At 72.9% G+C, this 23,743-nt stretch carries 18 protein-coding genes and 1 tRNA gene; 10 read left to right on the top strand and 9 right to left on the bottom strand.

Annotation, left to right across the window (positions count from 1 at the left end; all coding sequences use genetic code 11):
* Positions 1 to 201: 201 nt before the first annotated feature.
* A complete protein-coding gene (gene polA, locus BLV02_RS02575) occupies positions 202 to 2,892 on the bottom strand; it encodes a DNA polymerase I (RefSeq protein WP_069114163.1) in 2,691 nt (896 codons plus the stop codon).
* Between the two features lie 82 nt (positions 2,893 to 2,974).
* On the opposite strand from polA, the gene BLV02_RS02570 reads away from it, so the two are divergent.
* The 6 genes from BLV02_RS02570 (at position 2,975) to BLV02_RS02545 (ending at position 8,482) form a co-directional block, all read left to right on the top strand.
* Positions 2,975 to 3,409 carry a PaaI family thioesterase gene (locus BLV02_RS02570; RefSeq protein WP_083289093.1) on the top strand — a complete coding sequence of 145 codons (435 nt, stop codon included), beginning with the start codon at positions 2,975 to 2,977 and terminating at the stop codon, positions 3,407 to 3,409.
* 6 nt (positions 3,410 to 3,415) lie between these two features.
* Positions 3,416 to 4,165, top strand: coding sequence for a DUF554 domain-containing protein (locus tag BLV02_RS02565; protein WP_069114164.1), 750 nt, complete (start codon positions 3,416 to 3,418; stop codon positions 4,163 to 4,165).
* Positions 4,166 to 4,344: 179 nt separating this feature from the next.
* Positions 4,345 to 5,706: a branched-chain amino acid ABC transporter permease gene (locus BLV02_RS02560; RefSeq protein ID WP_216094510.1), complete on the top strand. Its 1,362-nt coding sequence runs from the start codon at positions 4,345 to 4,347 to the stop codon at positions 5,704 to 5,706.
* A 19-nt stretch (positions 5,707 to 5,725) separates the two neighbouring features.
* On the top strand, positions 5,726 to 6,715 hold the full coding sequence (locus BLV02_RS02555; RefSeq protein WP_069114165.1) for a branched-chain amino acid ABC transporter permease: 990 nt from the start codon (positions 5,726 to 5,728) through the stop codon (positions 6,713 to 6,715).
* The gene (locus BLV02_RS02550) at positions 6,705 to 7,706 is read left to right on the top strand and encodes an ABC transporter ATP-binding protein (protein WP_069114166.1); all 1,002 of its coding nucleotides are present in this window, start codon (positions 6,705 to 6,707) and stop codon (positions 7,704 to 7,706) included. Before BLV02_RS02555 ends, BLV02_RS02550 begins: the two co-directional genes overlap by 11 nt.
* Positions 7,703 to 8,482: an ABC transporter ATP-binding protein gene (locus BLV02_RS02545; RefSeq protein WP_069114167.1), complete on the top strand. Its 780-nt coding sequence runs from the start codon at positions 7,703 to 7,705 to the stop codon at positions 8,480 to 8,482. The genes BLV02_RS02550 and BLV02_RS02545 overlap by 4 nt, the downstream gene beginning before the upstream one ends.
* A gap of 492 nt (positions 8,483 to 8,974) precedes the next feature.
* Here the strand turns inward: BLV02_RS02545 and BLV02_RS02540 are convergent, their stop codons facing one another.
* From BLV02_RS02540 to BLV02_RS02525, 4 genes are all read right to left on the bottom strand, one after another.
* Entirely contained in the window at positions 8,975 to 10,705 is a 1,731-nt protein-coding gene (locus tag BLV02_RS02540) for an amidohydrolase (protein ID WP_069114168.1), read from the bottom strand.
* Positions 10,706 to 10,996: 291 nt separating this feature from the next.
* Complete coding sequence (locus BLV02_RS02535) at positions 10,997 to 12,274, bottom strand: ABC transporter substrate-binding protein (protein WP_069114169.1); 1,278 nt, start codon at positions 12,272 to 12,274, stop codon at positions 10,997 to 10,999.
* Between the two features lie 146 nt (positions 12,275 to 12,420).
* Positions 12,421 to 13,563: an ABC transporter substrate-binding protein gene (locus tag BLV02_RS02530; RefSeq protein WP_069114170.1), complete on the bottom strand. Its 1,143-nt coding sequence runs from the start codon at positions 13,561 to 13,563 to the stop codon at positions 12,421 to 12,423.
* A 1-nt stretch (position 13,564) separates the two neighbouring features.
* Entirely contained in the window at positions 13,565 to 14,176 is a 612-nt protein-coding gene (locus tag BLV02_RS02525) for an ANTAR domain-containing response regulator (protein ID WP_069114171.1), read from the bottom strand.
* A gap of 66 nt (positions 14,177 to 14,242) precedes the next feature.
* Here BLV02_RS02525 and BLV02_RS02520 point away from each other — a divergent pair.
* Positions 14,243 to 14,319, top strand: a tRNA-Leu gene (locus BLV02_RS02520).
* 82 nt (positions 14,320 to 14,401) lie between these two features.
* Here the strand turns inward: BLV02_RS02520 and BLV02_RS02515 are convergent.
* Positions 14,402 to 17,209 (bottom strand): AfsR/SARP family transcriptional regulator, encoded by a 2,808-nt coding sequence (locus tag BLV02_RS02515; RefSeq protein WP_083289094.1) that lies wholly within the window; start codon positions 17,207 to 17,209, stop codon positions 14,402 to 14,404.
* Positions 17,210 to 17,259: 50 nt separating this feature from the next.
* Positions 17,260 to 18,003: a Clp protease N-terminal domain-containing protein gene (locus BLV02_RS02510; RefSeq protein WP_069114173.1), complete on the bottom strand. Its 744-nt coding sequence runs from the start codon at positions 18,001 to 18,003 to the stop codon at positions 17,260 to 17,262.
* 118 nt (positions 18,004 to 18,121) lie between these two features.
* Between BLV02_RS02510 and BLV02_RS02505 the strand changes: the two genes are divergently transcribed.
* The 3 genes from BLV02_RS02505 to BLV02_RS02495 all read left to right on the top strand — a co-directional run bounded on the left by BLV02_RS02505 (position 18,122) and on the right by BLV02_RS02495 (position 21,824).
* Positions 18,122 to 19,012 carry a class E sortase gene (locus tag BLV02_RS02505; RefSeq protein ID WP_069114174.1) on the top strand — a complete coding sequence of 297 codons (891 nt, stop codon included), beginning with the start codon at positions 18,122 to 18,124 and terminating at the stop codon, positions 19,010 to 19,012.
* 101 nt (positions 19,013 to 19,113) lie between these two features.
* Positions 19,114 to 20,538: an MFS transporter gene (locus BLV02_RS02500; protein WP_069114175.1), complete on the top strand. Its 1,425-nt coding sequence runs from the start codon at positions 19,114 to 19,116 to the stop codon at positions 20,536 to 20,538.
* 77 nt (positions 20,539 to 20,615) lie between these two features.
* Positions 20,616 to 21,824 carry an MFS transporter gene (locus tag BLV02_RS02495; RefSeq protein ID WP_069114176.1) on the top strand — a complete coding sequence of 403 codons (1,209 nt, stop codon included), beginning with the start codon at positions 20,616 to 20,618 and terminating at the stop codon, positions 21,822 to 21,824.
* 49 nt (positions 21,825 to 21,873) lie between these two features.
* On the opposite strand, the gene BLV02_RS02490 is transcribed toward BLV02_RS02495, so the two are convergent.
* Positions 21,874 to 23,238: a F510_1955 family glycosylhydrolase gene (locus BLV02_RS02490; RefSeq protein ID WP_083289095.1), complete on the bottom strand. Its 1,365-nt coding sequence runs from the start codon at positions 23,236 to 23,238 to the stop codon at positions 21,874 to 21,876.
* 61 nt (positions 23,239 to 23,299) lie between these two features.
* Complete coding sequence (locus BLV02_RS02485) at positions 23,300 to 23,728, bottom strand: DUF6153 family protein (protein WP_141711795.1); 429 nt, start codon at positions 23,726 to 23,728, stop codon at positions 23,300 to 23,302.
* Positions 23,729 to 23,743 lie beyond the last annotated feature (15 nt).

The following is a 23,743-nucleotide window of genomic DNA, read 5'->3' as shown; positions in this document are numbered from 1 at the left end:
GGGCGGTCGGTCCCGGGAGACCTGCCGCTCCGCCTAGGCAGAGAACCCCCGAGGTCGCCACGACGGCCCCAGCGGCTCGGAACACAGGTCGCAATGCGGACTCCCGTTCTCACGACGTCCCCACGAGCCTCGCATGTGATCGTCCGTTCGGTCTACCCCACAATGCAAACAGCCGACCAACGTGTGGTTTACACGGAGGACTCAGTGGCCCGCTTCGTGCCAGGTGCGGCCGATTCCGACCGAGACGTCGAGCGGCACCCGCAGCGGATAGGCCGCGCCCATCTCGCGCCGGACCAGCTCCTCGACCTGGACGCGCTCGCCCTCGGCCACCTCGAGCACGAGCTCGTCGTGCACCTGCAGCAGCATGCGCGACGCCAGCTTCTCGGTGGCCAGCGCCTGCTCGACCTTCAGCATGGCCACCTTGACGATGTCGGCCGCCGACCCCTGGATGGGCGCGTTGAGCGCCATGCGCTCGGCCATCTCGCGGCGCTGCCGGTTCTCGCTGGTGAGGTCGGGAAGGTAGCGGCGGCGGCCGAGCATGGTCTCGGTCCAGCCGACCATGCGGGCCCGCTCGACCACCTCGCTGAGGTAGTCGCGTACCCCGCCGAAGGTCTCGAAGTACTCGTCCATGAGGCCCTGCGCCTCGGCGTTGGGGATGTTCAGTTGCCGCGACAGCCCGTACGACGACAGCCCGTAGGCCAGGCCGTAGTTCATCGCCTTGATCTTGGCCCGCTGCGCCGGGCTGACCTCGTCGGCCGGGACGTCGAACACCCGCGACGCGGTGACGGAGTGGAAGTCCATGCCCGACGCGAACGCCTCGATGAGCGCTTGGTCGTCGGAGAGGTGCGCCATGATGCGCATCTCGATCTGGCTGTAGTCGGCGCTGAGCAGCGCCTCGCAGCCGGCCCCCACGACGAACGCCTCGCGGATGCGCCGCCCCTCGTCGGTGCGGATGGGGATGTTCTGCAGGTTGGGGTCGGTGGACGACAGCCGCCCGGTGGCCGCGATGGTCTGCACGAACGTGGTGTGGATGCGGCCGTCGTCGGAGACCGAGCTCAGCAGCCCTTCGACGGTGACCCGCAGCTTGGACGCGTCGCGGTGGCGCAGCAGCGCCGCGAGGAACGGGTGCTCGGTCTTCGCGTACAGCTCGGCCAGGGAGTCGGCGTCGGTGGTGTAGCCGGTCTTGGTGCGCTTCGTCTTCGGCATGCCGAGGTCGTCGAAGAGGATGGCCTGCAGCTGCTTCGGCGAGCCGAGGTTGACGTCGCGGCGGCCGATGGCGTCGTAGGCGTCGTCGGTGGCCTTCGCGACGTTGCCGGCGAACTCGGACTCGAGCGCGTGCAGGTGGTCGAGGTCGACGGCGATGCCGGCCCGCTCCATGCCGGCCAGCACGCCGACCAGCGGCAGCTCGACCTGCTCGAGCAGGGTGTGGCCGCCCTTCTTGTCGAGCTCGGCCTCGAGCGCCTCGGCGAGGTCGAGGACGGCACGGGCGCGGACGGTCTCGTCGGCGCCCAGCTGCTCTTCGTCGCCGCCGTCGAGGGACAGCTGGACGGCGGCGCCGGAGTCTTCGGCGCGCAGCTCGCGGCTGAGGAAGCGCAGCACGAGGTCGGCGAGGTTGTAGGAGCGCTGGCCGGGCAGCGCGAGGAACGCCGTGAGCTCGGTGTCGGCGGCCAGGCCCTGCAGCGGCCAGCCGCGGGCGGCCAGCGCGTGCATGGGGCCCTTGGCGTCGTGCATGACCTTGCCGCGGGCGGGGTCGGCCAGCCAGGCGGCGACCGCGGCGTCGTCGTCGGGGGTCAGCCCGGCCGGCTCGAACCACGCGCCGGTGCCGTCGGACGTGGCCACCGCCACCTCGGTGATCTCGCCGGTGCCGCGGGCCCAGTGGCCACGCACCGACAGCCCGGCCCGGCCCTGGCCGACGTGCTCGGCCAGCCAGCCGGCCACCTCGCCGGGCTGCAGGTGCACGGCGTCGATGTCGAAGCCCTCTTCGGCCTCGGGCGCGGTGTCGGGCTCGAGGTACTCGTACAGGCGCTCGCGCAGCACCCGGAACTGCAGGGTGTCGAAGAGCTGGTGGACGGCCTCGCGATCCCACGTCTGCCGGACGAGGTCGTCGATGCGGACGTCGAGCGGGACGTCGCGGACCAGCTCGGTGAGCTGGCGGTTGGTCATGACCTGGCCGAGGTGGGCGCGCAGCGCGTCGCCGGCCTTGCCCTTGACCTCGTCGGCCCGGGCCACGAGCTGCTCGAGGTCGCCGAACTCGACCACCCACTTCACCGCCGTCTTCTCCCCCACGCTCGGGATGTTGGGCAGGTTGTCGGACGGGTCGCCGCGCAGCGCCGCGAAGTCGGGGTACTGCGCCGGGGTGAGGCCGTACTTCTCGTGCACCGACTCGGGCGTCATGCGGGAGAGGTCGGACACGCCGCGGCGCGGGTAGAGCACGGTGACGCGGTCGGTGACCAGCTGGAAGGCGTCGCGGTCGCCGGTGCAGATGGAGACGTCGATGCCGTCCTTCTCGGCCATGGTGGCCAGCGTGGCGATGAGGTCGTCGGCCTCGAAGCCGTCCTTCTCGACGTAGGGGATGTTCAGCACCGTGAGCACCTCTTTGACGAGGTCGAGCTGGCCGCTGAACTCCTCGGGCGACTTGCTGCGGTTGGCCTTGTACTCCGGGAACGCCTCGCTGCGGAACGTCTTGCGGGACACGTCGAAGGCCACCGCGACGTGCGTGGGCGCTTCGTCGCGCAGCACGTTGATGAGCATGGACGTGAAGCCGTACACGCCCTCGGTGTGCTGGCCCGTCGTCGTGACGAGGTTGGCGTCCTTGAGCGCGTAGAACGCCCGGTAGGCCAGCGAGTGACCGTCGAGGAGCAGGAGGCGGGGAGTATCGGATGCAGCGACCACGCGGCAACCCTAGTAGCCGGTTCCGACATTGTCGCAGGGTCTGCCCGGACGACCCCGTTCCCGGCCGCGATATCGTCCGGCCATGACCGATCCGGCCCGTGACTCCGTCGCCGCGTACAACCGCCAGCCCGGCGTCCCGCACGCCCCGCTCGACACCCGCATGGGCATCGAGTACGTCGAGGCCAGCGCCGAGCGGGTGGTCGCGCGGATGCCGGTCGAGGGCAACACCCAGCCGTTCGGGCTGCTGCACGGCGGCGCGTCGTGCGTGCTGGCCGAGAGCGCCGGTTCGGTCGCGGCCAACCTGCACGGCGCGCCGGACAAGTACGCCGTCGGCGTCGACATCAACGCCACCCACCACCGCGGCGTCCGGTCCGGGCACGTCACGGCGGTGGCCACGCCGGCGCACCTGGGCCGCAGCTCGGCCAGCTACGAGATCGTCATCAGCGACGACGACGGCCGGCGGGTCTGCACCGCGCGGCTCACCTGCTTCCTGATCCCGATCGAACCCGGCGACTGACGCCGGATGTTCCCGGGGTTCGGCACCGTCCTCAACGTCGTCACCGTCGTCGCCGGCTCCGCCGCCGGGCTGCTCGTCGGCCACCGGCTGCCGCAGCGCACCCGCGACGTCGTCACCGACGCGCTGGGGCTGGTGACACTGCTCATCGCGGCGGTCTCCGCGGCCGCCGTGCTGGACGCGGGGTTCGCCGCGGAGGTGGGCGACTCCGCGACGGTGCTGATCGTGCTGGGCGCGCTGCTGATCGGCGGCATCGCCGGCTCGCTGCTGCGGATCGAGGCGCGGCTGGAGGACGTCGGGTCCGGGCTGCAGCGGAGGCTGTCGCGCGACGGCGACGGCGAGGCCCGGCGGCGCTTCGTCGAGGGGTTCGTCAGCACGTCGCTGCTGTTCTGCGTCGGCCCGCTGACGATCCTCGGCTCGCTCTCCGACGGCATGGGCCTCGGCTACGACCAACTGGCGCTCAAGGCGACGATGGACGGGTTCGCGGCGGTCGCGTTCGCGGCGTCGCTCGGGTGGGGCGTCATGGCCTCCGCCATCGCCGTCGCCGTGGTGCAGGGGCTGCTGACGGTGGTCGGCGTCATCGCCGGCGGCCTGCTCGGCGACGCCTACGTCGCGGCGATCACGGCGACCGGCGGTCTGCTGCTCGTCGGCGTCGCGCTGCGGCTGCTGCGGATGAAGCCGCTTCCCGTCGGTGACCTGCTGCCCGCTCTACTGGTGGCGCCACTACTTGTCAGTATTGTCGCCGTCATTCGCTCCTGACGTGCAGGAATGCCCGAACGTCACCAACTGGTATCGGTCCGGACTCGGGGCGCCCGCAGCCACGGAGACGTCCCAGAAGAGAGTTATGCTCCGGCACGAACGTCTGACGATCGGACGACCGATCTGACGTGTGCCTGCCACACGTGCGGCCGGTCCTGGGAGCAGGAGGTACATCACACGTGCAGAAGCTGGCCAGATGTCTGGGAGCGCTGCTCGCTGTCCTGGCCGCCGTCCTGCTCGCCACCCCAGCGGTGGCCCAGGGCAGCGGCGAGACGGTCCACGGCACGCTCACGTATCAGGACGCGCCGGTCGCTGGTGTCACCATCACCGTCGCCTCGGCCGACGGCGAGGAGATCGGCACCGCGCAGACCGCCGCCGACGGCACCTGGGAGGTCCCGGTTCCCGGCCCCGGCGACTACTCGGTGACGCTCGACGCGGCCACGCTGCCGTCGACGGCGCCCGGCGTCGCCCGCGACACCATCGAGACCACCGTCAACCCGCAGCAGCGCAAGGTCGTGCTGTTCCGGGTCGGCGCGCCCGAGAACGAGGGCGGCGAACAGCCGTCACCGTCGGAGTCCGAGCCGCCCGCGGGCGAGGAGAACGAGGCGCCCGGCGACGACACCGCGGAGGGCGGCGCCGGCGAGGACATCACCGCCACCGGCGGCAACAACCAGCTGCTGCAGCTGTTCGTCAGCGGCCTGCGCTTCGGTCTCATCCTCGGCCTCGCCGGCCTGGGGCTGTCGCTGGTCTTCGGCACCACCGGCCTCACCAACTTCGCGCACGGCGAGCTGATCGTCTTCGGCGCGGTCGCGGCGCTGCTGCTCAACCAGGCCGGCATCCCGATCCTGATGGCGGCCGTGCTGGCCACCATCCTCAGCGCGATCTTCGGCTGGGGCCAGGACCGCGGGTTCTGGAGACCGCTGCGGAAGAAACCCACCGGGCTGATCGCGCTGATGATCATCTCGATCGGCGTGTCGCTGATCCTGCGCTACCTGACGCAGTTCATCATCGGCGGCGGCCGCGAGACCTACGACGAGTACACCTACCAGAGCCCCATCTCCATCGGCCCGATCAGCATCACGCCGCGCGACCTCATCATCATGGGCATCTGCGTGGTGCTGCTGGCCGCCGTCGCGCTGGCGCTGACCCGCACCCGCATGGGCAAGGCCACCCGCGCGGTCGCCGACAACCCGGCCCTGGCCGCCGCGTCCGGCATCAACGTCGACCGCGTCATCACCGTGGTGTGGACGGTCGGCACGGCGCTGGCCGGCCTGTCCGGGGTCTTCTTCGGCATGATCCAGGGCGTCGACTACCTCATGGGCATGCGCATCCTGCTGCTGGTGTTCGCCGCGACCGTCCTCGGCGGGCTCGGCACCGCCTGGGGCGCCATGGTCGGCGCGCTCATCGTGGGCATCTTCATCGAGGTCTCGGCGTACGTGGTCCCATCGGAACTCAAGACGGCCGGTGTGCTGGTCGTGCTCATCCTGATCCTCCTGGTCCGGCCGCAGGGCATCCTCGGCCGCCGCGAGCGGGTCGGCTGAGGCGGAAGGAGCAACGACCATGGACTGGGGAAACATCCTCGAGCTGTCGCTGCGCGAGCTGATCGGCGTCCAGGCGATCGTGTTCGCCCTCGCCGCCATCGGCATCAACGTGCAGTTCGGCTACACCGGCCTGCTGAACTTCGGCCAGGCCGCGTTCGCCGCCGTCGGCGGCTACGGCATCGCCGTCATCGTCACCACCTACGAGATGTCGTTCTGGCTCGGCCTGGTGGTCGCCATCGGCGGCGCGATCGTCCTGGCGCTGCTGCTGGGCATCCCGACGCTGCGGCTGCGGGCCGACTACCTCGCCATCGTCACCATCGCCGCCTCCGAGATCGTCCGCCTGGTCGGACGTTCGGCGTCGGGCCGCGACGTCTTCGGCGGCTCCGACGGCATCACCGGCTTCAGCAAGACGTTCTACGACCTCAACCCGTTCACCGAGCCGCTGGAGTTCGGCCCGTTCGAGTTCCGCGAGCGGGTGCTGTGGGTGCTCGCCGTCGGCTGGGTGCTGGTGGCCATCTGCACGCTGGCCGTCTGGCTGCTCATGCGCAGCCCGTGGGGCCGCGTGCTCAAGGGCATCCGCGAGGACGAGGACGCCGTGCGCAGCCTCGGCAAGAACGTCTACGCCTACAAGATGCAGTCGCTGGTCATCGGCGGCGTCATGGGGTCGCTGGCCGGCGTCGTCTACTCGCTGTTCCAGGGCGCGATGCAGCCCGACGTGTACGCCACCAACTTCACCTTCTTCGCCTACGCCATCCTCATCCTGGGCGGCGCGGCGACGGTGTTCGGCCCGGTGCTGGGTGCGGCGATCGTCTGGTTCGCGTTCCAGTTCATCGACCTCGCCCTGCGCGGAGCCATCCAGGAGGGGTACATCCCGGACTGGCTGATGGATTCCAACGACACCGGCGCCGTACGATTCATGTTGACCGGCGTCGTCCTGGTGCTCCTGCTGGTGTTCCGCCCGCAAGGCATTCTCGGCGACCGGAGGGAGATCGCGCTCGATGCCCGCTGACGACGACCAGAGGACCCCGACGTCCCTGACGGCCAAGCGCGAGGCGGCGGTCGCCGCCCTCGCCGACGTGGCCCGCGAGCCCGGTGCCAAGAAGCCCGACCCGATCCTCATCGCCGACGGCGTCAAGCGGCACTTCGGCGGCCTGCTCGCCGTCGACGTCGACCACGTCGAGGTGCAGCGCGGCTCCATCACCGCGCTCATCGGGCCCAACGGCGCCGGCAAGACGACGTTCTTCAACCTGCTCACCGGGTTCGACCGCCCCAACTCCGGGTCGTGGTCGTTCAACGGCCGGTCGCTGCACGGCACGCCGCCGTTCAAGGTGGCGCGCGCCGGCATGGTGCGCACGTTCCAGCTGACCAAGGCGCTGTCGAAGCTGACGGTCATCGAGAACATGCGGCTGGGCGCCACCGGGCAGCGCGGCGAGACGTTCTGGCGGGCGCTGCTGCCGTTCACCTGGCGCTCCCAGGAGCAGGAGATCACCGGCCGCGCCGACGACCTGCTGGCCCGGTTCAAGCTCGACACCAAGCGCGACGACTTCGCCGGCTCGCTCTCCGGCGGCCAGCGCAAGCTGCTCGAGATGGCCCGCGCGCTCATGGTCGGGCCGGAGCTCGTCATGCTCGACGAGCCGATGGCGGGCGTGAACCCGGCACTCACCCAGTCGCTGCTCGAACACGTCTCCAACCTGCGCGAGCAGGGCATGACCGTCCTGTTCGTCGAGCACGACATGGACATGGTCCGCGACATCGCCGACTGGGTGGTCGTCATGGGCCAGGGCAAGATCCTCGCCGAGGGCCCGCCCGACACCGTCATGGCCGACCCCCGCGTCATCGACGCCTACCTCGGCGCCCACCACGACCAGTCGCTGGCCGAGCTCGAGGAGCAGCTCGAGACCGGCGCCCTGGCCGAGCAGGTGGCCGTCGAGCTCGGTCAGGAACCGGCGGCCGAGACCGTGGTGCCCGAAGGCGCCGCCGAGACGAAGGACGGACGATGAGCCAGCGCGAGAGCAGCACCGTCGCCGACCGCTCGGCCCACCTGGCCGGCGCCGAGGGCGCCGTCCTACGCGCCGACGAGGTCGTCGCCGGGTACGTCGAGGGCGTCAACATCCTCACCGGCTGCGACCTCTACTGCCAGCAGGGCGAGATCGTCGGCATCATCGGGCCCAACGGCGCCGGCAAGTCGACGCTGCTCAAGGCGCTGTTCGGGCTGGTGGGGGTGCGTTCGGGCACGGTGCAGCTCAAGGGCGAGGACATCACCAACCTGCAGGCCAACCAGCTGGTGTCGCGCGGCGTCAGCTTCGTCCCGCAGACGAACAACGTCTTCCCCGGCCTGACCGTCGAGGAGAACCTCGAGATGGGCGTCTACCAGGCGCCGAAGACGTTCGCCGACCGGTTCGCCTTCGTCACCGACCTCTTCCCCGCCCTCGGCGACCGCCGCAAGCAGCGGGCCGGCTCGCTGTCCGGCGGCGAGCGGCAGATGGTGGCGATGGGCCGCGCCCTCATGGCCGACCCCAGCGTCATCCTGCTCGACGAGCCCTCCGCCGGCCTCTCCCCCGTCCTCCAGGACGAGGTGTTCATCCGCACCCGCGAGATCAACAAGGCCGGCGTCTCCGTCGTCATCGTCGAGCAGAACGCCCGGCGCTGCCTGCAGATCTGCCACCGCGGCTACGTACTCGACCAGGGCCGCAACGCCTACACCGGCACCGGGCGCGAGCTGATCAACGACCCCAAGGTGATCGAGCTCTACCTCGGGTCGTTGGCCCGCGCCTGACGGTCGTCCTGGCCGCCGGTCCGCCTCGTCGGGCCGGCGGCCTCGGCACGTCCCGCGCACCTCGAACCGGGCGTGCCGAGTGCGGCGCCCGCCGGGCCGCTGTCGTCAACTCGAGGTGCGGCGCCCGCCGGGGCGCTGTCGCAAACTCGAGGTGCGGCGCCCGCCGGGCCGCTGACGTCAGCGCGGGGTACGGCCCCCTCCCGGCCGGGAGGGCACCCACCCTACGGGCGGGCGCCGTGAACCGGGCGTGAACGCGAGGCACCGACGTCACCTGGCACGCCTGGCGACGACGGCGGGCTCGTGGTGCCGTCCGGCCAGAGCGCCTTCCCACGTCCCTCTTGGCACGGCTGATCGTCGCCCTGACGCCCGATTCGTCCCGGTTGTCGGGGCGGCCAGCCTTGCCATGGCGACGGGAGCGGCTGGACCCGGGGCTGCGGCGGCGGGCGGCGTGGCGGGCGGGGACTCGCCGGTGCGCGAGCCCCCGCCCACGTCTCATTCGTAGGGCTGGACGTTGCCCGGCGGGATGGGCGGGCCGATGCTCTCCCACTTGGTGTGCCCGACGATCCGCTCGGGCGGCCAGGTGATCTGCCCGTTGGGCCACTTCTGCCCGGTCCGCTTGAGGAACCAGTCGGGCGGCGCGATGGCCGGCGGCTGGAAGTCGGCCGGGAGGAGGCTGGCCCACTGCACGTTCGCGGTGCGGGCGGCGTGCTCGGCCTTGATCTCGGCCACCAGGGCCGGCTGCGTGAACAGGTCGACGGCGATGGCGGCGAGGTAGCGGGCGGCGACGACGAGGGCCGTGTGGCCCGCGTGCGACACCGTCGAGCCGGTGGTCAGCCAGCTGTGGTTGGCCGTGCCGGACGGGCTGACCGGGGTGCCGAGGCTCAGCGTCGGGATGATCCAGCTGATGTCGGAGACGTCGGTGGAGCCGCCGCCGAGGAAGGTGTCGGCGGGCGGGCGGAGATCGGCGACGCCGGTGCTGAAGCCGTTCTGGGCGATGCCGGCCGCGGCCTGCAGGCCCTTCCCGTACGCCTGGTCCTCGTCGGTGAACTCCGGCGCGCCGATCTGCACCATGTTGTCGTGGACGAGCTCGGCGCCGCGCTTGTTCGGGAGCATGTTCCAGATGTTCGCGACGACGCGCTCGTGCACGTCCATCTGCATGGCCAGGCCGGCCGCCTGGGCACAGTCGCTCACCTTCTGCGCCAGGATCGCCACCCGTTCCGGCGTCGCCTCGCGGACGAAGTACCAGGCGCCGGCCAGTGCGGCGTGCACGTTGGGCGCCTCGGCGGAGTGCCGGATCGCGTGGTGGATGCGGCCCGACGGCGCCACGTGGTGCTCGCGGATCAGGTCGGTGAGCATCGTCAGGGCCCGGACGGCGTTCTGCGCGTTCTTGTTGCCCAGCGGGCTGCCGCCGTGGCCGTGCGTGCCGCTGAAGTTGAACGCGATGGCCTTGAGCGCGTTGTTCGAGCCGAATCCGGTGCTGGTGTTGCGGCCGGGGTGCCAGTCGACGAACACGTCGCAGCCGTCGTAGACGCCCTTCATGACGTCGAAGGACTTGCCGACCAGTTGCTCCTCCGCCGTCGACCCGAAGAACTTGACGGTGCCGTCGAGCCGGTGCCGGCGCAGGGCGTTCGCCACCGCCACGGCCGCTCCGGCCGCCGCCGCGCCCAGCGCCGAGTGGCCGCAGCCGTGCCCGTACCCGTAGTTCGGCGAGTAGGGGTCGTCGTCGTACACCAGCGGGTCGTGCTCGGTGGACCCCTTCTTCTGCGAGACGCCGGGCAGCGCGTCGTACTCGCCGCTGAACCCGATGACGGGGCTGCCGGTGCCGTTGCTGAAGGTCGCGACGAACGTCGACGGCAGGCCGCCGACCGCCCATTGGATGCGGAAACCGGCCCTGCGCAGGAAGTCGGCCTCCGCGAGCGCCGAGTTCCACTCGGCCAGCGACGGCTCGGCGTACTCCCAGATGGTGTCGTTGAGGCCGGTGATCGCGTCGGCGGTCCGGTCGATGACGCCGAGCGCGGTGTCCTTGGCGTTGCTGTCCAGCGCGAGGCCGGTGGGCGCCTCGTAGTTGTCCGGACTGACCTCCGCCGCGGCGTACGCGGCCTGCCGCCCGGTGAGCCCCGGGACGACGGTCGCGGCGGCCGCCGCGGCGGCGCCCAGGCCGATTGCGTGGCGTCTGCTGAATTGCGGGCTGCTGGCGGGTTCGTTGTGGTCGGTGTCGCACATCGCAATCGCTCCTCACTGCGGCCACAAAGGGCCGGGCAGGCGGCTGAGCTGCGGGGATGAGCGGCGTGGCGCCGTCGCCGGGACCGCTTGCCAGGACGCGACCAGAGTGGTCGCGCACAGGCATGACAGATGTCGAATTGGGTCGGCTGAAGCTGGTTTCGGCGCCTTGAACCGGAACGTACAAGAGCACTGTATAAAATGTCAACGGTCGTATCACGCCCCGGTGCGGGCGCGCGAAAAGGCCCCGCCGGGAGCGCCCGGCGGGGCCTTCGCGGTGCTGACGTCAGGTCACTACGACATCGTCCGCTCGACGAAGTCCAGCGGGGTCAGCGTGTTGTCGGGACCGTACTGGTAGACGCCGATGGTGGCCGTCTCGGGGTCGCCGGCGTCGGTGAACTCGATCGGGCCGGAGACACCGTCGTAGTCGATGTCCTCGCCGTCGGCGAGCAGGTCGACGCACTCCTGGAAGGCGGTGCACTTGGTGCCGCCGCGCGAGACCTCGACGAGGTTGTCGGCGATGTCGCGGCTCTCGACCGAACCGGCCTGGACGGAGGCCAGCGCCAGCAGGACCGTCGCGTCGTACGACTCGGGGCCGTAGTTGTAGTCCTGCAGGTCGGGGTCGACCTCCAGCATGCGCTGCCGGAACTCGTCGCCGATCTCGGCGCCGGGCTGGGTGCCCTTGTTGCCGTCGAGCAGCCCCGCCGGCAGCTGGTCGCCGTAGTTGGAGAGGTTGCCGTCGACGAAGTACAGCGGGATCTGCTGCGGGCCGACACCCTGCGTGACCAGCTCAGGGATGATCGTGACGGTCTCTTCGAAGCCGATCAGCGCGATCGCGTCGGGCGCCGCCGCCGCGAGCTGCGTGATCTCGGACGTGTAGTTCGACGCCTGCGGGTCGTAGACGATCTGGTCGACGACCGTGCCGCCACCGCTCTCGATGGTCTCGGTGAGGTACTGCGCGAGGCCGTTGCCGTACGCGTCGTCGAGGTTCATGATCGCGACGTTGGCGTGGCCGTCGTTGAGGATGGTGTCGCCGAGCACCTGGCCCTGCAGCACGTCGGACGGCGCCGTGCGGAAGTACAGGCCGTCGTCCTCGTACGTGGTGAAGTCGGGCGAGGTGTTGGCCGGCGAGAACATGATGGTCTCGTCCTGCACGATGCGGTCGAGCACCGTGAACGACACGCCCGACGACGCGGCGCCGATGATGGCCGCGACCCCCGCCGAGAGCAACGTCTCGGTGGACTGCTGGGTGACGGCCGAGTTGCTGGCGTCGCTGGAGTCGGTGTGCGTGACCTCGACGTCGTGGCCGAGCACGCCGCCGGCCTCGTTGATCTCCTGGATCGCGAGGTCGACGCCGGCGAACTCCGGCGGGCCGAGGAAGGCGAGGTTGCCGGTCTCAGGGAGCAGCGTGCCGAGCGTCAGGGGCTCGTCGCTGGTCGCCTCGGCGTTGCCGCCGTCGGGCGACTCGCCGCCAGAACCGCTGTCGTCGTCGTCGCCACCACAAGCAGCCAACACGAGCGAGGCCGCTCCGGCGACGGCAAGAGACCGCCACAGTCGCGATGTGCGGGTCATGAGATGTCTCCTTCGCCGAGCCGGCCGCCGTGACCAGCCGCCGGTTGGGTCTGCGATGATTTCCGAAACCTATGCCGTGCGGGGGCGCAAACGTAGTAGTGGTGGCCAACCAGGATCATCTTGTTAGAACACTGTGACCTTGGACATCATCCGTCAACACCCACGACTTCCCAGGCTTCTTCCCGCAGGACGCTGAACCGGACGCCGCCTCCGGAGCGGTCGCCGTACTCGTCGAACGAGACCTCTCCGGTGGCCCCGGCGAAGTCCAGCTGAGGCATCTCGCCGAGGCAGCCGCGGCGGGCCGACGACGCCGAGCTGGCGGGCGGCAGGCAGCGCGCGAGGACCGTGCCGACGGCCGTCCCGGCGTCGTAGGCGGCCGCGCCGAACTCCCCCAGCGGCACGCCGAGGTCCTCGGCCAGCCGTCCCGACCGCACCCCGGCCGTCGCGTCGAGCTCCGCCGGCTGGGCCCGGACGGCGCCGTCGGCCGCGTTCTCGGCGAAGTCGCCGCCGAACGCCGTGGCGCCGAGCAGCGTCGCCTCCAGCCCGGAGGCGCGGACCTGACGGTCCGCCTGCACCGCGATCTCCCGGTCACCTGCCACGAACACCGCGGTCGCGCCCTCGGCCTTCGCCTTGGCGACGACCTCCGCGACGTCCGCGCCGCTGGCCACGACCTTGCCGCCGAGCTCGTCGACGGCCGCGGCGAAGGCCTGCGCCTCGGCCGCGTCTCCCCCGTCGACGACGGCGACGTTCTGCGCGCCCAGACCGCTGACGGCGTACCGGGCCAGCGCCGCGGCCGGCGCCTCCGCGCCCACGGCCGTCCGGAAGTAGGAGCGGTACGGCCGCAGCGGCGTGCTCGGGTCCGCGCCCAGCGTGTGTGCAGGAACGACGTCCGCGGGCGACACGAACAGCACGTCGTCGCCGTCGAGGATCGGTTGCGCCGCCCGCACCGCCGCCGTGTTCAGCCCGCCGACCACCGCGACCGCGTCGCCGTCCACCAGCTCGGTGACGGCGTCGGCCGCCGCCTCGCCCTTCTCGCCCTCGTCGACGGCGACGACCTCCACCGTCCAGCCGCCGATGTCGCCCGCCGTCTCCTCGACGGCCGCGCGCACCGCCGCCAGCACCGCCTCGCCGTCGGCCTGCTGCCAGCCGGTCTCGGGCACCAGCACGCCGACGGTCGCCGTCTGCGCACCGGCGTCGTCGTCGCCCAGCGCGCCCAGCATGCCGCAGGACGAGAGCAACGCGGCAGCCGCCGTCAGCGCGGCCCACCCCGCGCCACGACGCAACGACATGTCAGCTCTTCGACTCGCCCTCGGACTCGGACAGCACGACCTTCGCCACCTCGCGCATGGACGTGCGCTTGTCCATGGCCGCCTTCTGGATCCAGCGGAACGCGTCGGGCTCGCTCAGCCCGTACCTCGTCTGCAGGACCCCCTTCGCGCGGTCGACCAGCTTGCGCGTCTCGAGGCGGTCGTTGAGGTCGGCGACCTCGTTCTCGAGCAGGGTGATCTCCTCGTGCCGCGACAGCGCCATCTCGATGGCCGGCACGAGGTCGGCCTTGCTGAACGGCTTGACGAGGTACGCCATGGCGCCGGCCTCGCGGGCACGTTCGACGAGGTCGCGCTGGGAGAACGCGGTGAGGATGAGCACGGGGGCGATGCGCTGCTCGACGATGCGGGCCGCGGCCGAGATGCCGTCGAGCACCGGCATCTTCACGTCCATGACGACGAGGTCGGGGCGGTGCTCCTCGGCCAGCCGCACGGCACTGGCGCCGTCGGCGGCCTCTCCCACCACCTCGTAGCCTTCTTCACCCAGCATCTCGATGAGGTCGAGACGGATGAGCGACTCGTCCTCGGCGACGAGAACACGTCGGGCGGGCGCGGCTGGCGTAGGCGTTTCGGTCACCCGCGAAGCCTACTCGGCGCATGTTACGGATAAGGGTAGGCTGGGCCCCTGTCGCCGCCGGAGCGCGGCCCGGTAGGCAAATTGGCAAAGCCGGCGCACTCAAAATGCGTTGTTTGCGGGTTCGAGTCCCGCCCGGGCTACCAGCACGAACATCGCACCAGCCGGCCGGCCAGCTCCCGGGCGTCCGATACGAACACGTCCAGTTGTGGAAGACGCCCTGACGGCTCACTGACGCGCCTCGCGGGGCCGGAGCTGCCGCAGCACCCGCGGCATCTCCGGCCTCGGCTGCCGCATCAGTTCGGTCGCCTCCACGCGGTCCAGCAGTCCGATGCCCACGAGCACGTCGGCCGAACCGGACCACCGTGCCCGGGCCTCATCCGGACGCCCCAGCCGCTCCAGCAGGTCGCCCGCGATCCAGCCGGCCAGCGCCTCGTCGGAACGCTGCTCGTCGGCGCCGAACAACACGATGGCCTGCTCGAGGAGGCCGAGGGCGTCGTGCGGCCGGCCGGCATCGCGCAACACCTCGGCGAGCCGGCCGAGGGCGATCGCGTGGACGCGGCGCCCCGGCCGCAGGGACAACGCACGCTCCAGCGCCTCCTCGGCCTCCTGGAACCGTCCGTCCAGCCGGAGACAGTGGCCGAGGACGCTCCAGGCGAGTGCCGGCAGATCGGGGTCGCCGGTGGCCGTCAGCCGATCGACCGCCTGGCGCGCGTAGTCGATCGCGTCGGCCGGCCGGCCGTGCCGCCCCATCGCTCCGGCGACCGCCAGCAGGGCCTGCCCCTCCTCCTCGGGGTCGGACAACTCCCGGGCCGCCTGCAAGGCGCGCAGCCGCTCGGACACGATCTCGCTGGAGCCGAGCACCCCGAGGCCCTCGTTGACGTCGCGCCGCACCTGCGCCGCCAGCACCGGAGCCAGGCGGCCGTCCGCGCCGTCCAGCACCAGGCGGCCGAGTTCGATGCTGTCGCGGATGCGACCGGCCCCGCCGAGCGGGTGGGCCAGCGCGACCGACAGGCCCGCGACCAGCGCCGGGCCGTCGTCGAGGTCGAGCCCGCGCCGGGCGACGGCCAGGACGGCGCGGGACTCGGCCCGCACCCAGGCGGCTGCCGCCTCGGCCGTGTCCAGGTCGGCCGGCGGCCAGCACGCGGTCTCCGTTACCCCCGCGGTGTAGCGCGACTCCGGCCAGGCACCGACCAGACGGGCGGCCCGTCGCGCCGTGCCGAGGTAATGGTGCAGGAGCCGCCGCAGCGCCGCATCGGTGTCGCCGGGCTCGAGGAGCCGGCCGGCCTGTTCGGCGGCGACGAGCCGGACGAGGTCGTGCACCGAACAGCGTCCGTCGCCGCCGGGCCGGACCAGCTGGACGTCGACCAGGTGGTCGAGTGCCGCGCGGGCGTCGTCGGCCGGGAGCCCGGACAGCGCCGCGGCCATGGCGACGGTGACGTCCGCCTCGACCAGCCCGAGGAGGGCGAAGACCCGGGCCGGGCCCGGCGGCAGCGACCGCACGGACACCAGGCAGCTGCTGCGGACGGCGAGATCGTCGTGCTGCAGCTCGTCCAGCCGGCGGTGCTGGTCGGCGAGGCGGCTGCGCAGCTCCGTCAGGGTCCAGTCGGCCCGGGAGACCAGCCGTGCGCCGGCGATGCGCAACGCCAGCGGCAGTCCCCCGCAGGCCTCGGCGATGGCCGCGGCGGCCGTGCGGTCGGCGCCGATCCGGCCGGTCCCGGCCAACTCGGCCAGTACTGTCAGCGACTCGGCCGGCGACAGCGTGCCGAGCGGCAGCTGCCGCGCGTGCAGCACGGCGAGCGGCCTGCGACTGGTGATGATCACGGCGGCGGGCGACCCGCTGCCCGGCAGCAACGGGCGGACCTGCTCGGCCGCGGCCGCGTTGTCGAGGACGAGCAACGCGCGCCGTCCGGCCAGCATCGTCCGGAGCAACGCCGCGGACCGGCCGGGATCGTCCGGGATCTCGCGTTCCCGCACCCCCAGACCGCGGAGCAGCCGGACGACCGCGTCGCCGGGCGGCACCGGGACCGCCCCGGGCGTCGCGCCGTGCAGGTCGAGGTAGAGCCGCCCGTCCGGGAAGTCGTCCGTGCAGGCGTAGGCGGCGCGGACGGCGAGCGCCGACTTCCCGATGCCGCCCGGGCCGCTGATCGCGATGACCCGTGCCCCGCCGGCCGGCCGCAGCCACGTGCTCAATTGGTCGAGCTCCTGGACCCGGGCGGTGAAGGCGGGATCCAGCGGCGGCAGCTCCTCCGGCACGGGCGCGCGGGCGGCCCCGCCCGTCACCTCGACGGGGTCGCCGCCGAGGATCGCGGCCTGGAGGTCGCGCAGCTCCGGCCCGGGCTCCAGGCCGGCCTCGGCGATCATGACCGACCGGGCCCGCCCGTAGGTCGCCAGGGCCTCGGCCGTGCGGCCGCTGCGATGCAGGGCGAGCATCACCTGCGCCCAGGGCCGCTGCCGCAGCGGGTCGCGGGCGACCACCGCGCGCGCGTCGGCCGCCGCCTCGCCTGGGCGGCCGAGGCGCAGCAGGGTGTCGATGCGGTGCTCGACGACGGCCCGACGGCGCTCGCCCAGCCGGTCCGCCTCGGTCCGGATGGTCGCGGTATCGGCGACGCCGGCGTAGGCGTCGGGCCCCCGCCAGTACGCGAGCGCGTCGCCGAACAGCTCCAGCGCCGCCTCGGCGTCGCCGTCGGCCAGCGCCGACTCGCCGCGCCCGGCCGCCTCCTCGAAGAGCTGGTCGTCCGACGCCGCCTCCTCGACGACGAGCTCGTACCCCTCATGACGATGCAGGATCAGCTCCGCGCCGAGCTGCCGCCGCAGGTAGTGCACGTAGCCCTGCAGGTTCGTCCTGGCCGACGACGGCGGTTCGGCGCCCCAGAGTTCCTCGATGAGGCGGTCGACGGACACCCGGGTGTTGCGGTGACACAGCAGCGTCGCCAGCAGCAGCCGTTGCTTCGCGGAGGTCACCGGTCCCGGCGCGATCGACAGCGGTCCGAGCACCCCGAACATCACGCCGTCGCGTCCTCGCCTCGCCTCCATCCGGATGTTCTAGCAGGACGCCACGTGGAACGGCTCCGCCGCGGATGCGGTCAGTCGCCCGAGGTGAGGCCGGCCTGCCGCTCGAGCCGGTCGATGCGGTCGAGCACGGGCGCCAGCTCCTGGCGGACGGCGGCGGCGACGAGGCCGGCGGCGTCGGCGGGCTGCGTGGCGGTCTGGGCGCGGAGGTGGCTGTAGCCGGTGAGCGCCGCGACGACGGTCTGGCGCGCCGTCCGCAGGTCGACCCCGAGGTCGCGCAGCACCTGGCCGGCGGCGCCGTCGGGCTCGCCGAGCAGGCCGAGGAGCAGGTGTTCGCACCCGACGTAGTTGTGTCCCAGCGTGAGCGCCTCGGTGACGCTCAGCTCCAGCGCTGCCGCCGCCGGGCCGCTGAACTGGCTGGCGGGAGCGGCGGCCGCGGTGCCGGACGACGCCTCGGCGGCCAGCGCGCGGGCGACCTGCGCGGGATCGACGTCCATGGCCCGCAGCACCCGCAGCGCGAGGTTGCCACCCTCGTCCAGCAGGCCCCCGAGCAGGTGCTCGGTGCCGACCCACTCGGCGCCGGCCGAACGTGCCCGCTCGACGGCGAGCGAGACGGACGTGCGGGCGCGGTCGGTGAACTGCGCGAACTGGACCGCTGGGTCGCCGGTCTCCATGTCGCCCAGCGTGGCGGCCCGGATCGCGTTCATCCGGCGCACGGACTGCTCGAGTGCCCGCTGGCAGATCGCGGAGACCGGCACCCCGGCCGCCTTCACCGCGTCGGCCAGGTCGTCGGGCAGGTAGACATTGATCTTCGGCATCGTCGTGGCCCCTCTCGTCTAACCCCAATCATAACCCGTTCTGGGGTTAGCTTCCAGATCGGAACCAACTCCTAATCTCCTTAGTTGTCTAGGGGATCGATCGGACGGAGGCCACACAGTGAGCAACACCGGCTCCGCGGGCGGGCGCAGGCGACGCGCCGGTTCGCGGCATGAGGACGACGCCACGCCGGGCGGCGCGACACGAGGACGGCGGGCGGCGTCGCTGGCGGCCGGCAGCCGGGCGGCGACGCCGGCCGCCAGCGGGTCGGCGTCCCCGCGGGCCCGCCGCCGGGCGCCGTCCCGCCGGAAGCACCGCACGTCCGCCCGCCGCAGCCCGGTGGCGGCCGCGGTGGGCGTGGCCGGCGAGCTGCTGCTGACCGGAGGCGCGCTGGTGCTGCTGTTCGCCGTCTACACGCTCTGGGGCACCGGCATCCAGACCGCCGCCGCCCAGGACGACCTGCGCGACCAGCTCGGCTTCGACGCGCGGGGCGGCGGCTCGCCGGCGGTGGGCGCGCCCGCGGAGCAACCGGCCGACGTCGCCGAGCTGGACCTGGGCGACGCGTACGGCATCATGCGCATCCCCCGCTTCGGCGCCGGCTGGGAGTGGGTCATGGTCGAGGGCGTCGAGGACCCGGACCTGAAGAACGGCCCGGGCCACTACCCCGGCAGCGCCGACGCCGGCCAGCTGGGCAACTTCTCCGTCGCCGGGCACCGGTCCGGCCACGGCGAGCCGTTCGCCGACTTCCCGGAGCTGCGCGCCGGCGACATCGTCGAGATCGAGACCGCCGACGCCGTCTACGTCTACGAGCTGGACGACGCACCGGACGGCGACCCCGACGGCAACAAGATCGCCATCACCGACACCTGGGTCGTCGACCCCGTGCCGGGCGAGCCCGACGACACCGAGCCGGCCGAGCGGCGCATCACGCTGACGACCTGCTGGCCGCGGTACGGGTCGTCGGCGCGCATGTACGCGACCGGCGTGCTCGTCGGCGTCGAGGAGCGGTAGCCGCCACCGCCGGAGCGCGTGGCGGCCATCACAGCATCAGGTACCCCCCTAGGGTATAGACTCCGATTCCTTGCATACCCCCTACCGGTAAGGAGTACCTGATGTCCTCCGTGTCTCCACCAGCGACCTCGCGTCGCTGGCTCGCTCTCGCGCTGATCGCCACGGCGCAGTTCGTGGTGATCATGGACACATCGATCATCGGCGTCGCGCTGCCCGAGATCCAGGCCGATCTGGGCTTCAGCCAGGGCGACCTGTCGTGGGTGTTCAACGCGTACGTGGTCGCGTTCGGGGGGCTGTTGCTGCTGGGCGGCCGCCTGTCGGACCTGTTCGGCGCACGCCGGTTGTTCGGGATCGGCTGGGCCGTGCTGCTGGCCGGATCGGTCGTGGCCGGCGCGGCGAACTCCGTCGCCGTCGAGCTGACCGGGCGGGCGGTGCAGGGCGCGGGCGCCGCGCTGATCGCGCCGGCCGCGTTGACGCTGCTCATGATGCTGTTCGGCGCGGAGCCGCGCGAGCTGACGAAGGCGCTGGCCATCTACGGCGCGGCGGCACCGGCGGGCGGCACCGCGGGGGTGTTCCTCGGCGGCGTCATCACCGAGTACGTCAGCTGGCCGTGGGTGTTCTACGTGAACGTGCCGATCGCGATCGTCGCGCTGGTGGCGGCGCCCGCGCTGATGCCGTCCGGCGGTGCCGGCGCCCGCGGCGGCGTCGACCTGCTGGGGGCGCTGACGGTGACCGCGGGCCTCGGCGCCGCGGTGTACGCGATCGTCCGCGCGCCGGAGGCCGGCTGGGCCTCGGCGTCGACGTGGCTGTGGCTGGCGGCGGCGGTCGTCCTGCTCGGCGTGTTCGTCGCGATCCAGGCGGCCCGCCGCGAGCCGCTGATGCGGCTGTCGATCTTCCGGACGCCGAACCTGGGCGCCGCGAACCTCGCCCAGGTGCTGCTCGGCGGCGCGTGGATCCCGATGTGGTTCTTCCTGAACCTGTACCTGCAGCAGGTGCTCGGCTACAGCGCGTTCCCCAGCGGCGCGGCGCTGATCCCGATGACCGCGCTGATCATGATCGGGATGATCGGGCTCGCGCCGCGGGCGATCGGCCGGTTCGGACCGAAGGCGATGATCGTGACGGGGCTCGCGATCCTCGCCGCGGGCATGGCGTGGCTGTCGCTGATCCGCCCGGACGGCTCGTTCTGGGTGGACGTGCTGCCGGCGTCGCTGCTGGCCGCGCTCGGCATGTCGCTGGCCTTCATCCCGTCGCTGGGCACGGCGATCTCGTCGGCCCGGCCGGAGGAGGGCGGCCTGGCCTCGGGCATCGTCAACACCAGCTACCAGATCGGCTCCGCGCTCGGCCTGGCCGCGATGACGGCGGTCGCGTCGGCGTTCGGCGCGGACCAGCTGGGCGACCTGGACGCGCTGACCGACGGGTTCTCGGCCGCGTTCCTCGGCGCCTCCGGCATCGCGCTCGCGGGTGCGCTGCTGGCCGCCGTGACGCTGCGGTCGCGGCAGCCCGCCACGGCCGGCCAGTCCGGCTGACGGGTACCGGCCGGGCGTCGCCCCTCCCGCCGAGGTGGGCGACGCCCGGCCGTGCGCCGTCCCCGTAGGCTGGGCCGATGCGTTTGGGTGACCGGTTCTGGCGGTTCTGGGCGGCGGCGACACTGGCGAATCTCGGCGACGGCATCCGGATGGCGGCGTTCCCGCTGCTGGCCGCGTCGCTGACCGACGACGCGTTCGCGGTGGCGGCGGTGGGCGCGGCGGCGGCGCTGCCGTGGCTGGTCACCGGGCTGGCCGCCGGGTCGCTGGCGGACCGTCGCAGCCCGCGCACGCTGCTCGCCGCGGCCGACGTGGGCCGCATCGTGGTGCTGCTCGGGCTGGTGGCGGCGCTGCTGACCGGCACCGCGACGCTGCCGCTGGTCGCCGTCGCCGCGTTCGCGCTGGGCGTCGCCGAGACCGTCCGCGACACCGCCGCGCAGACCGTCGTGCCGCGGCTCGTGCCGTCGGAGCTGCTGGAGCGGGCCAACGGGCGGCTGGTCGCGGGCGAAGTGGCGGGCAACGAGTTCGCCGGGCCGCTGATCGGGGCCGCGCTGTTCGCGACCGGGGTCGCACTGCCGTTCGCGGCCAACAGCGCGACGCTGGCGATCGCCGTCCTGCTGGTGCTGTCGCTGCCCGCGTCGCTGCTGTCCGCGAGCGCCCGGGGCGGCGAGGCCGGCGCGCCCGCGGTGGCCGACGGCGTGCGGGCCGGGCTCGGCTGGCTGGCGCGGCAGCGGGTGCTGCGCGGGCTGCTGGGCGCGGCGGCCCTCGTGGCGCTGGCCGACGCCGCCTGGTTCGCGGTGTTCGTGCTCTACGTCGACGTGCGGCTCGGCGCGGGCGCGCTCGGCTTCGGCGCGTTCCTCGCGATCGGCGCGGCCGGCGGGCTGGCCGGCGCACTGCTCGCCGAACGCCTCATCGGCGGGCGACGGCACCGGGCCGTGCTGCTGGGCAGCATCGCAGTCACCGCCGTGACACCGGCCCTCCTGCTGGCCGCGCCGTCGACCTGGGCCGCCGTCGTCGTCGTGGTGGCGACCAGCGGCGGCTTCGGCGTGCTCAGCGTCGCGGCCGTCTCGGTGCGGCAGCGGCTGACGCCGCCAGGGCTGCTCGGACGGGTGACCGCGGCCTGGCGGACGGTGGTGTTCGGCTCCGGCGCGGTCGGCGCGCTGGGCGGCGGCGCGGTGGCGTCGTGGCAGGGCTTGCAGGCGCCGTTCGTGCTCAGCGCCGTCCTGGGTGTGGTGGCGGTGGCGCTGTGGTGGTCGGCCGGACGCGGCCGCGGCCCGCTGATCGCCTAGGTCGCCCGGGGTCCGGAGGGGCGCACCCCTCCGGACCCGCCCGAGCCGGTCAGGCCCAGGCGTACAGCTCGGCGAACGTGTCGCCGCCGTCGGCGGAGACCACGATCGAGCCCTCGAGCGCCGCGTACACGGCACCGTCGGCCCCGACGGTGATCGCCTGCGGCCGCTCCCCCAGCGCACCACGCTGGTGCCACGTCGTGCCGCCGTCAGGGCTGTGCTGCACGGTGCCGTCGGGCGTGACGCCGTAGAGCTCGGCCGTGCGCGGCCAGTCGGCCAGGAACAGCACCGGCGCGCCGTCCAGCGGACCGAATGTCCGGCCGCCGTCGGCGCTGATCCGCGGCCCCTCCTCGGTGGTGATGAGCAGCGTCTGGTCGTCGTCGGGGTGAACGGTGAGGTCGGCCAGCGGGACCTGCCCGAGCCGCTCCCACGTCGTCCGGTCCGCGCTCGACAGCAGCTCGCCGGTGCCGCTGCTCCAGCCGTAGACCATCGACCCCTTGGCGTCGAGGGCATGGAAGTCGACCTCGCCGGACAGCGACCGGCTGACCCAGCTCGCCCCGCCGTCGGCGCTCTCCAGCAGGCCGAGGTCGCCGGGCAGGTCGGTGCGGCCGTTCGGGTGGCCGCTGGCGAGGAACTCACCGGCGCCGGTCATGGTGAAGCCCATGAAGTCGTGGTCGTCCGGGCCGGCCAGCACCGCCGCGCCGGCGGCGCTGATCTCGTACAGGCCCTCGTGGGTGGCGACGTAGAGCAGCCCGCCGGCCGCGCCGAGGCCGTGGATGTGGCTGAACGCGGGCGCCGCGGCGGCACCGGCGGCGTCCGCGGCGCCGCCGCCGAGCATCGCCTCCATCTGCGCGATCTCGGCCTCCTGGGCGTCGACGACGGCCTGGGCCAGCGCCAGCGCCTCCTCGTCGGCGCCGTCGGCCAGCTCGGCCTCGGCCATCGCGATGGCACCGCGGTGGTGCTCGATCATCATCTCCAGCCACAGCCGCTCGAACTCCGCGCCGGTGGCGGCGTCGAGCGCGTCCATGTCCTCGGCCGACATCATGCCATCGGCGGAGCCGCCGCCGTGGCCGTCGTGGCCGCCGCCGGAGCTCGGCGAGGGGTCCTCGCCCCAGCGCTCCAGCATGGCGGTGAGCTGGTCGATCTCGGGCTGCTGGACGGCCTCGACGGCGGCCGCCAGGTCGGTCAGCTCGGCGCTGACGCCGTCGGACGGGACCAGCGCGGCCATCTCGATGGCCTGGGCGTGGTGCTCGATCATCTGCCGGGCGAAGTCGGCGTCGGCCGCGTTGGCGGCGGACGCCGGAGCGGTCGCCGAGGCGTCGGCGCCCGGGTCGTCGGAGTCGCCGCCGCAACCGGCGAGCAACAGGCCGGCCACCGCGATTCCGGTGGCGGGCAGGGTGAAGCGCGTGCGAACCATCGTGTCCTCTCAGAACTGTGCGTGAACATGCGAACGTGCAGGTCGGGCAGAGCCAGACCTGCTACGTGCGCATGACGCACAGGGACACCAGGAGCGCGGAGCCGTGCCGACGCGGCGGCGGCCGGGCCGGGGCCGGCGCCCGCAACAGCGCACCGAGCGGCAACAGCGACGTCCACCGTCGCGGGCCGAGCAGCAGCCAGCCGGCCAGCAGCAGCACGGCGGCGGTCAGCACCGCGAGGCACAGGTGGAACAGCCCGTGCCCGGCGCCGTCATCGTCGCCGGACGTCGCGCCGTGGTCGTTGGGCGCGGCCTGGCCGGCCGGCGCGGCATGGCCCGCCGGCGCGGCGGCGTCCATGGCCGTGACCTGCGCTTGCGCGCGCCCGTCGCCAGCGCCGGCGAGGTGGTGCATCGCGACGAGGCCGACGGCCAGGACCGCGACGAGCAGCAGCCGCAGCGCCAGCTGCCGCAGTGTCCGCCGTCCGGTCCTCACGCACCCACGATAGAC

It is taken from the genome of Jiangella alba (assembly GCF_900106035.1).
Classification (GTDB): domain Bacteria; phylum Actinomycetota; class Actinomycetes; order Jiangellales; family Jiangellaceae; genus Jiangella; species Jiangella alba.
Note: the sequence above shows the minus strand (reverse complement) of the source record. Positions and strands in the feature narration are given on the sequence as shown.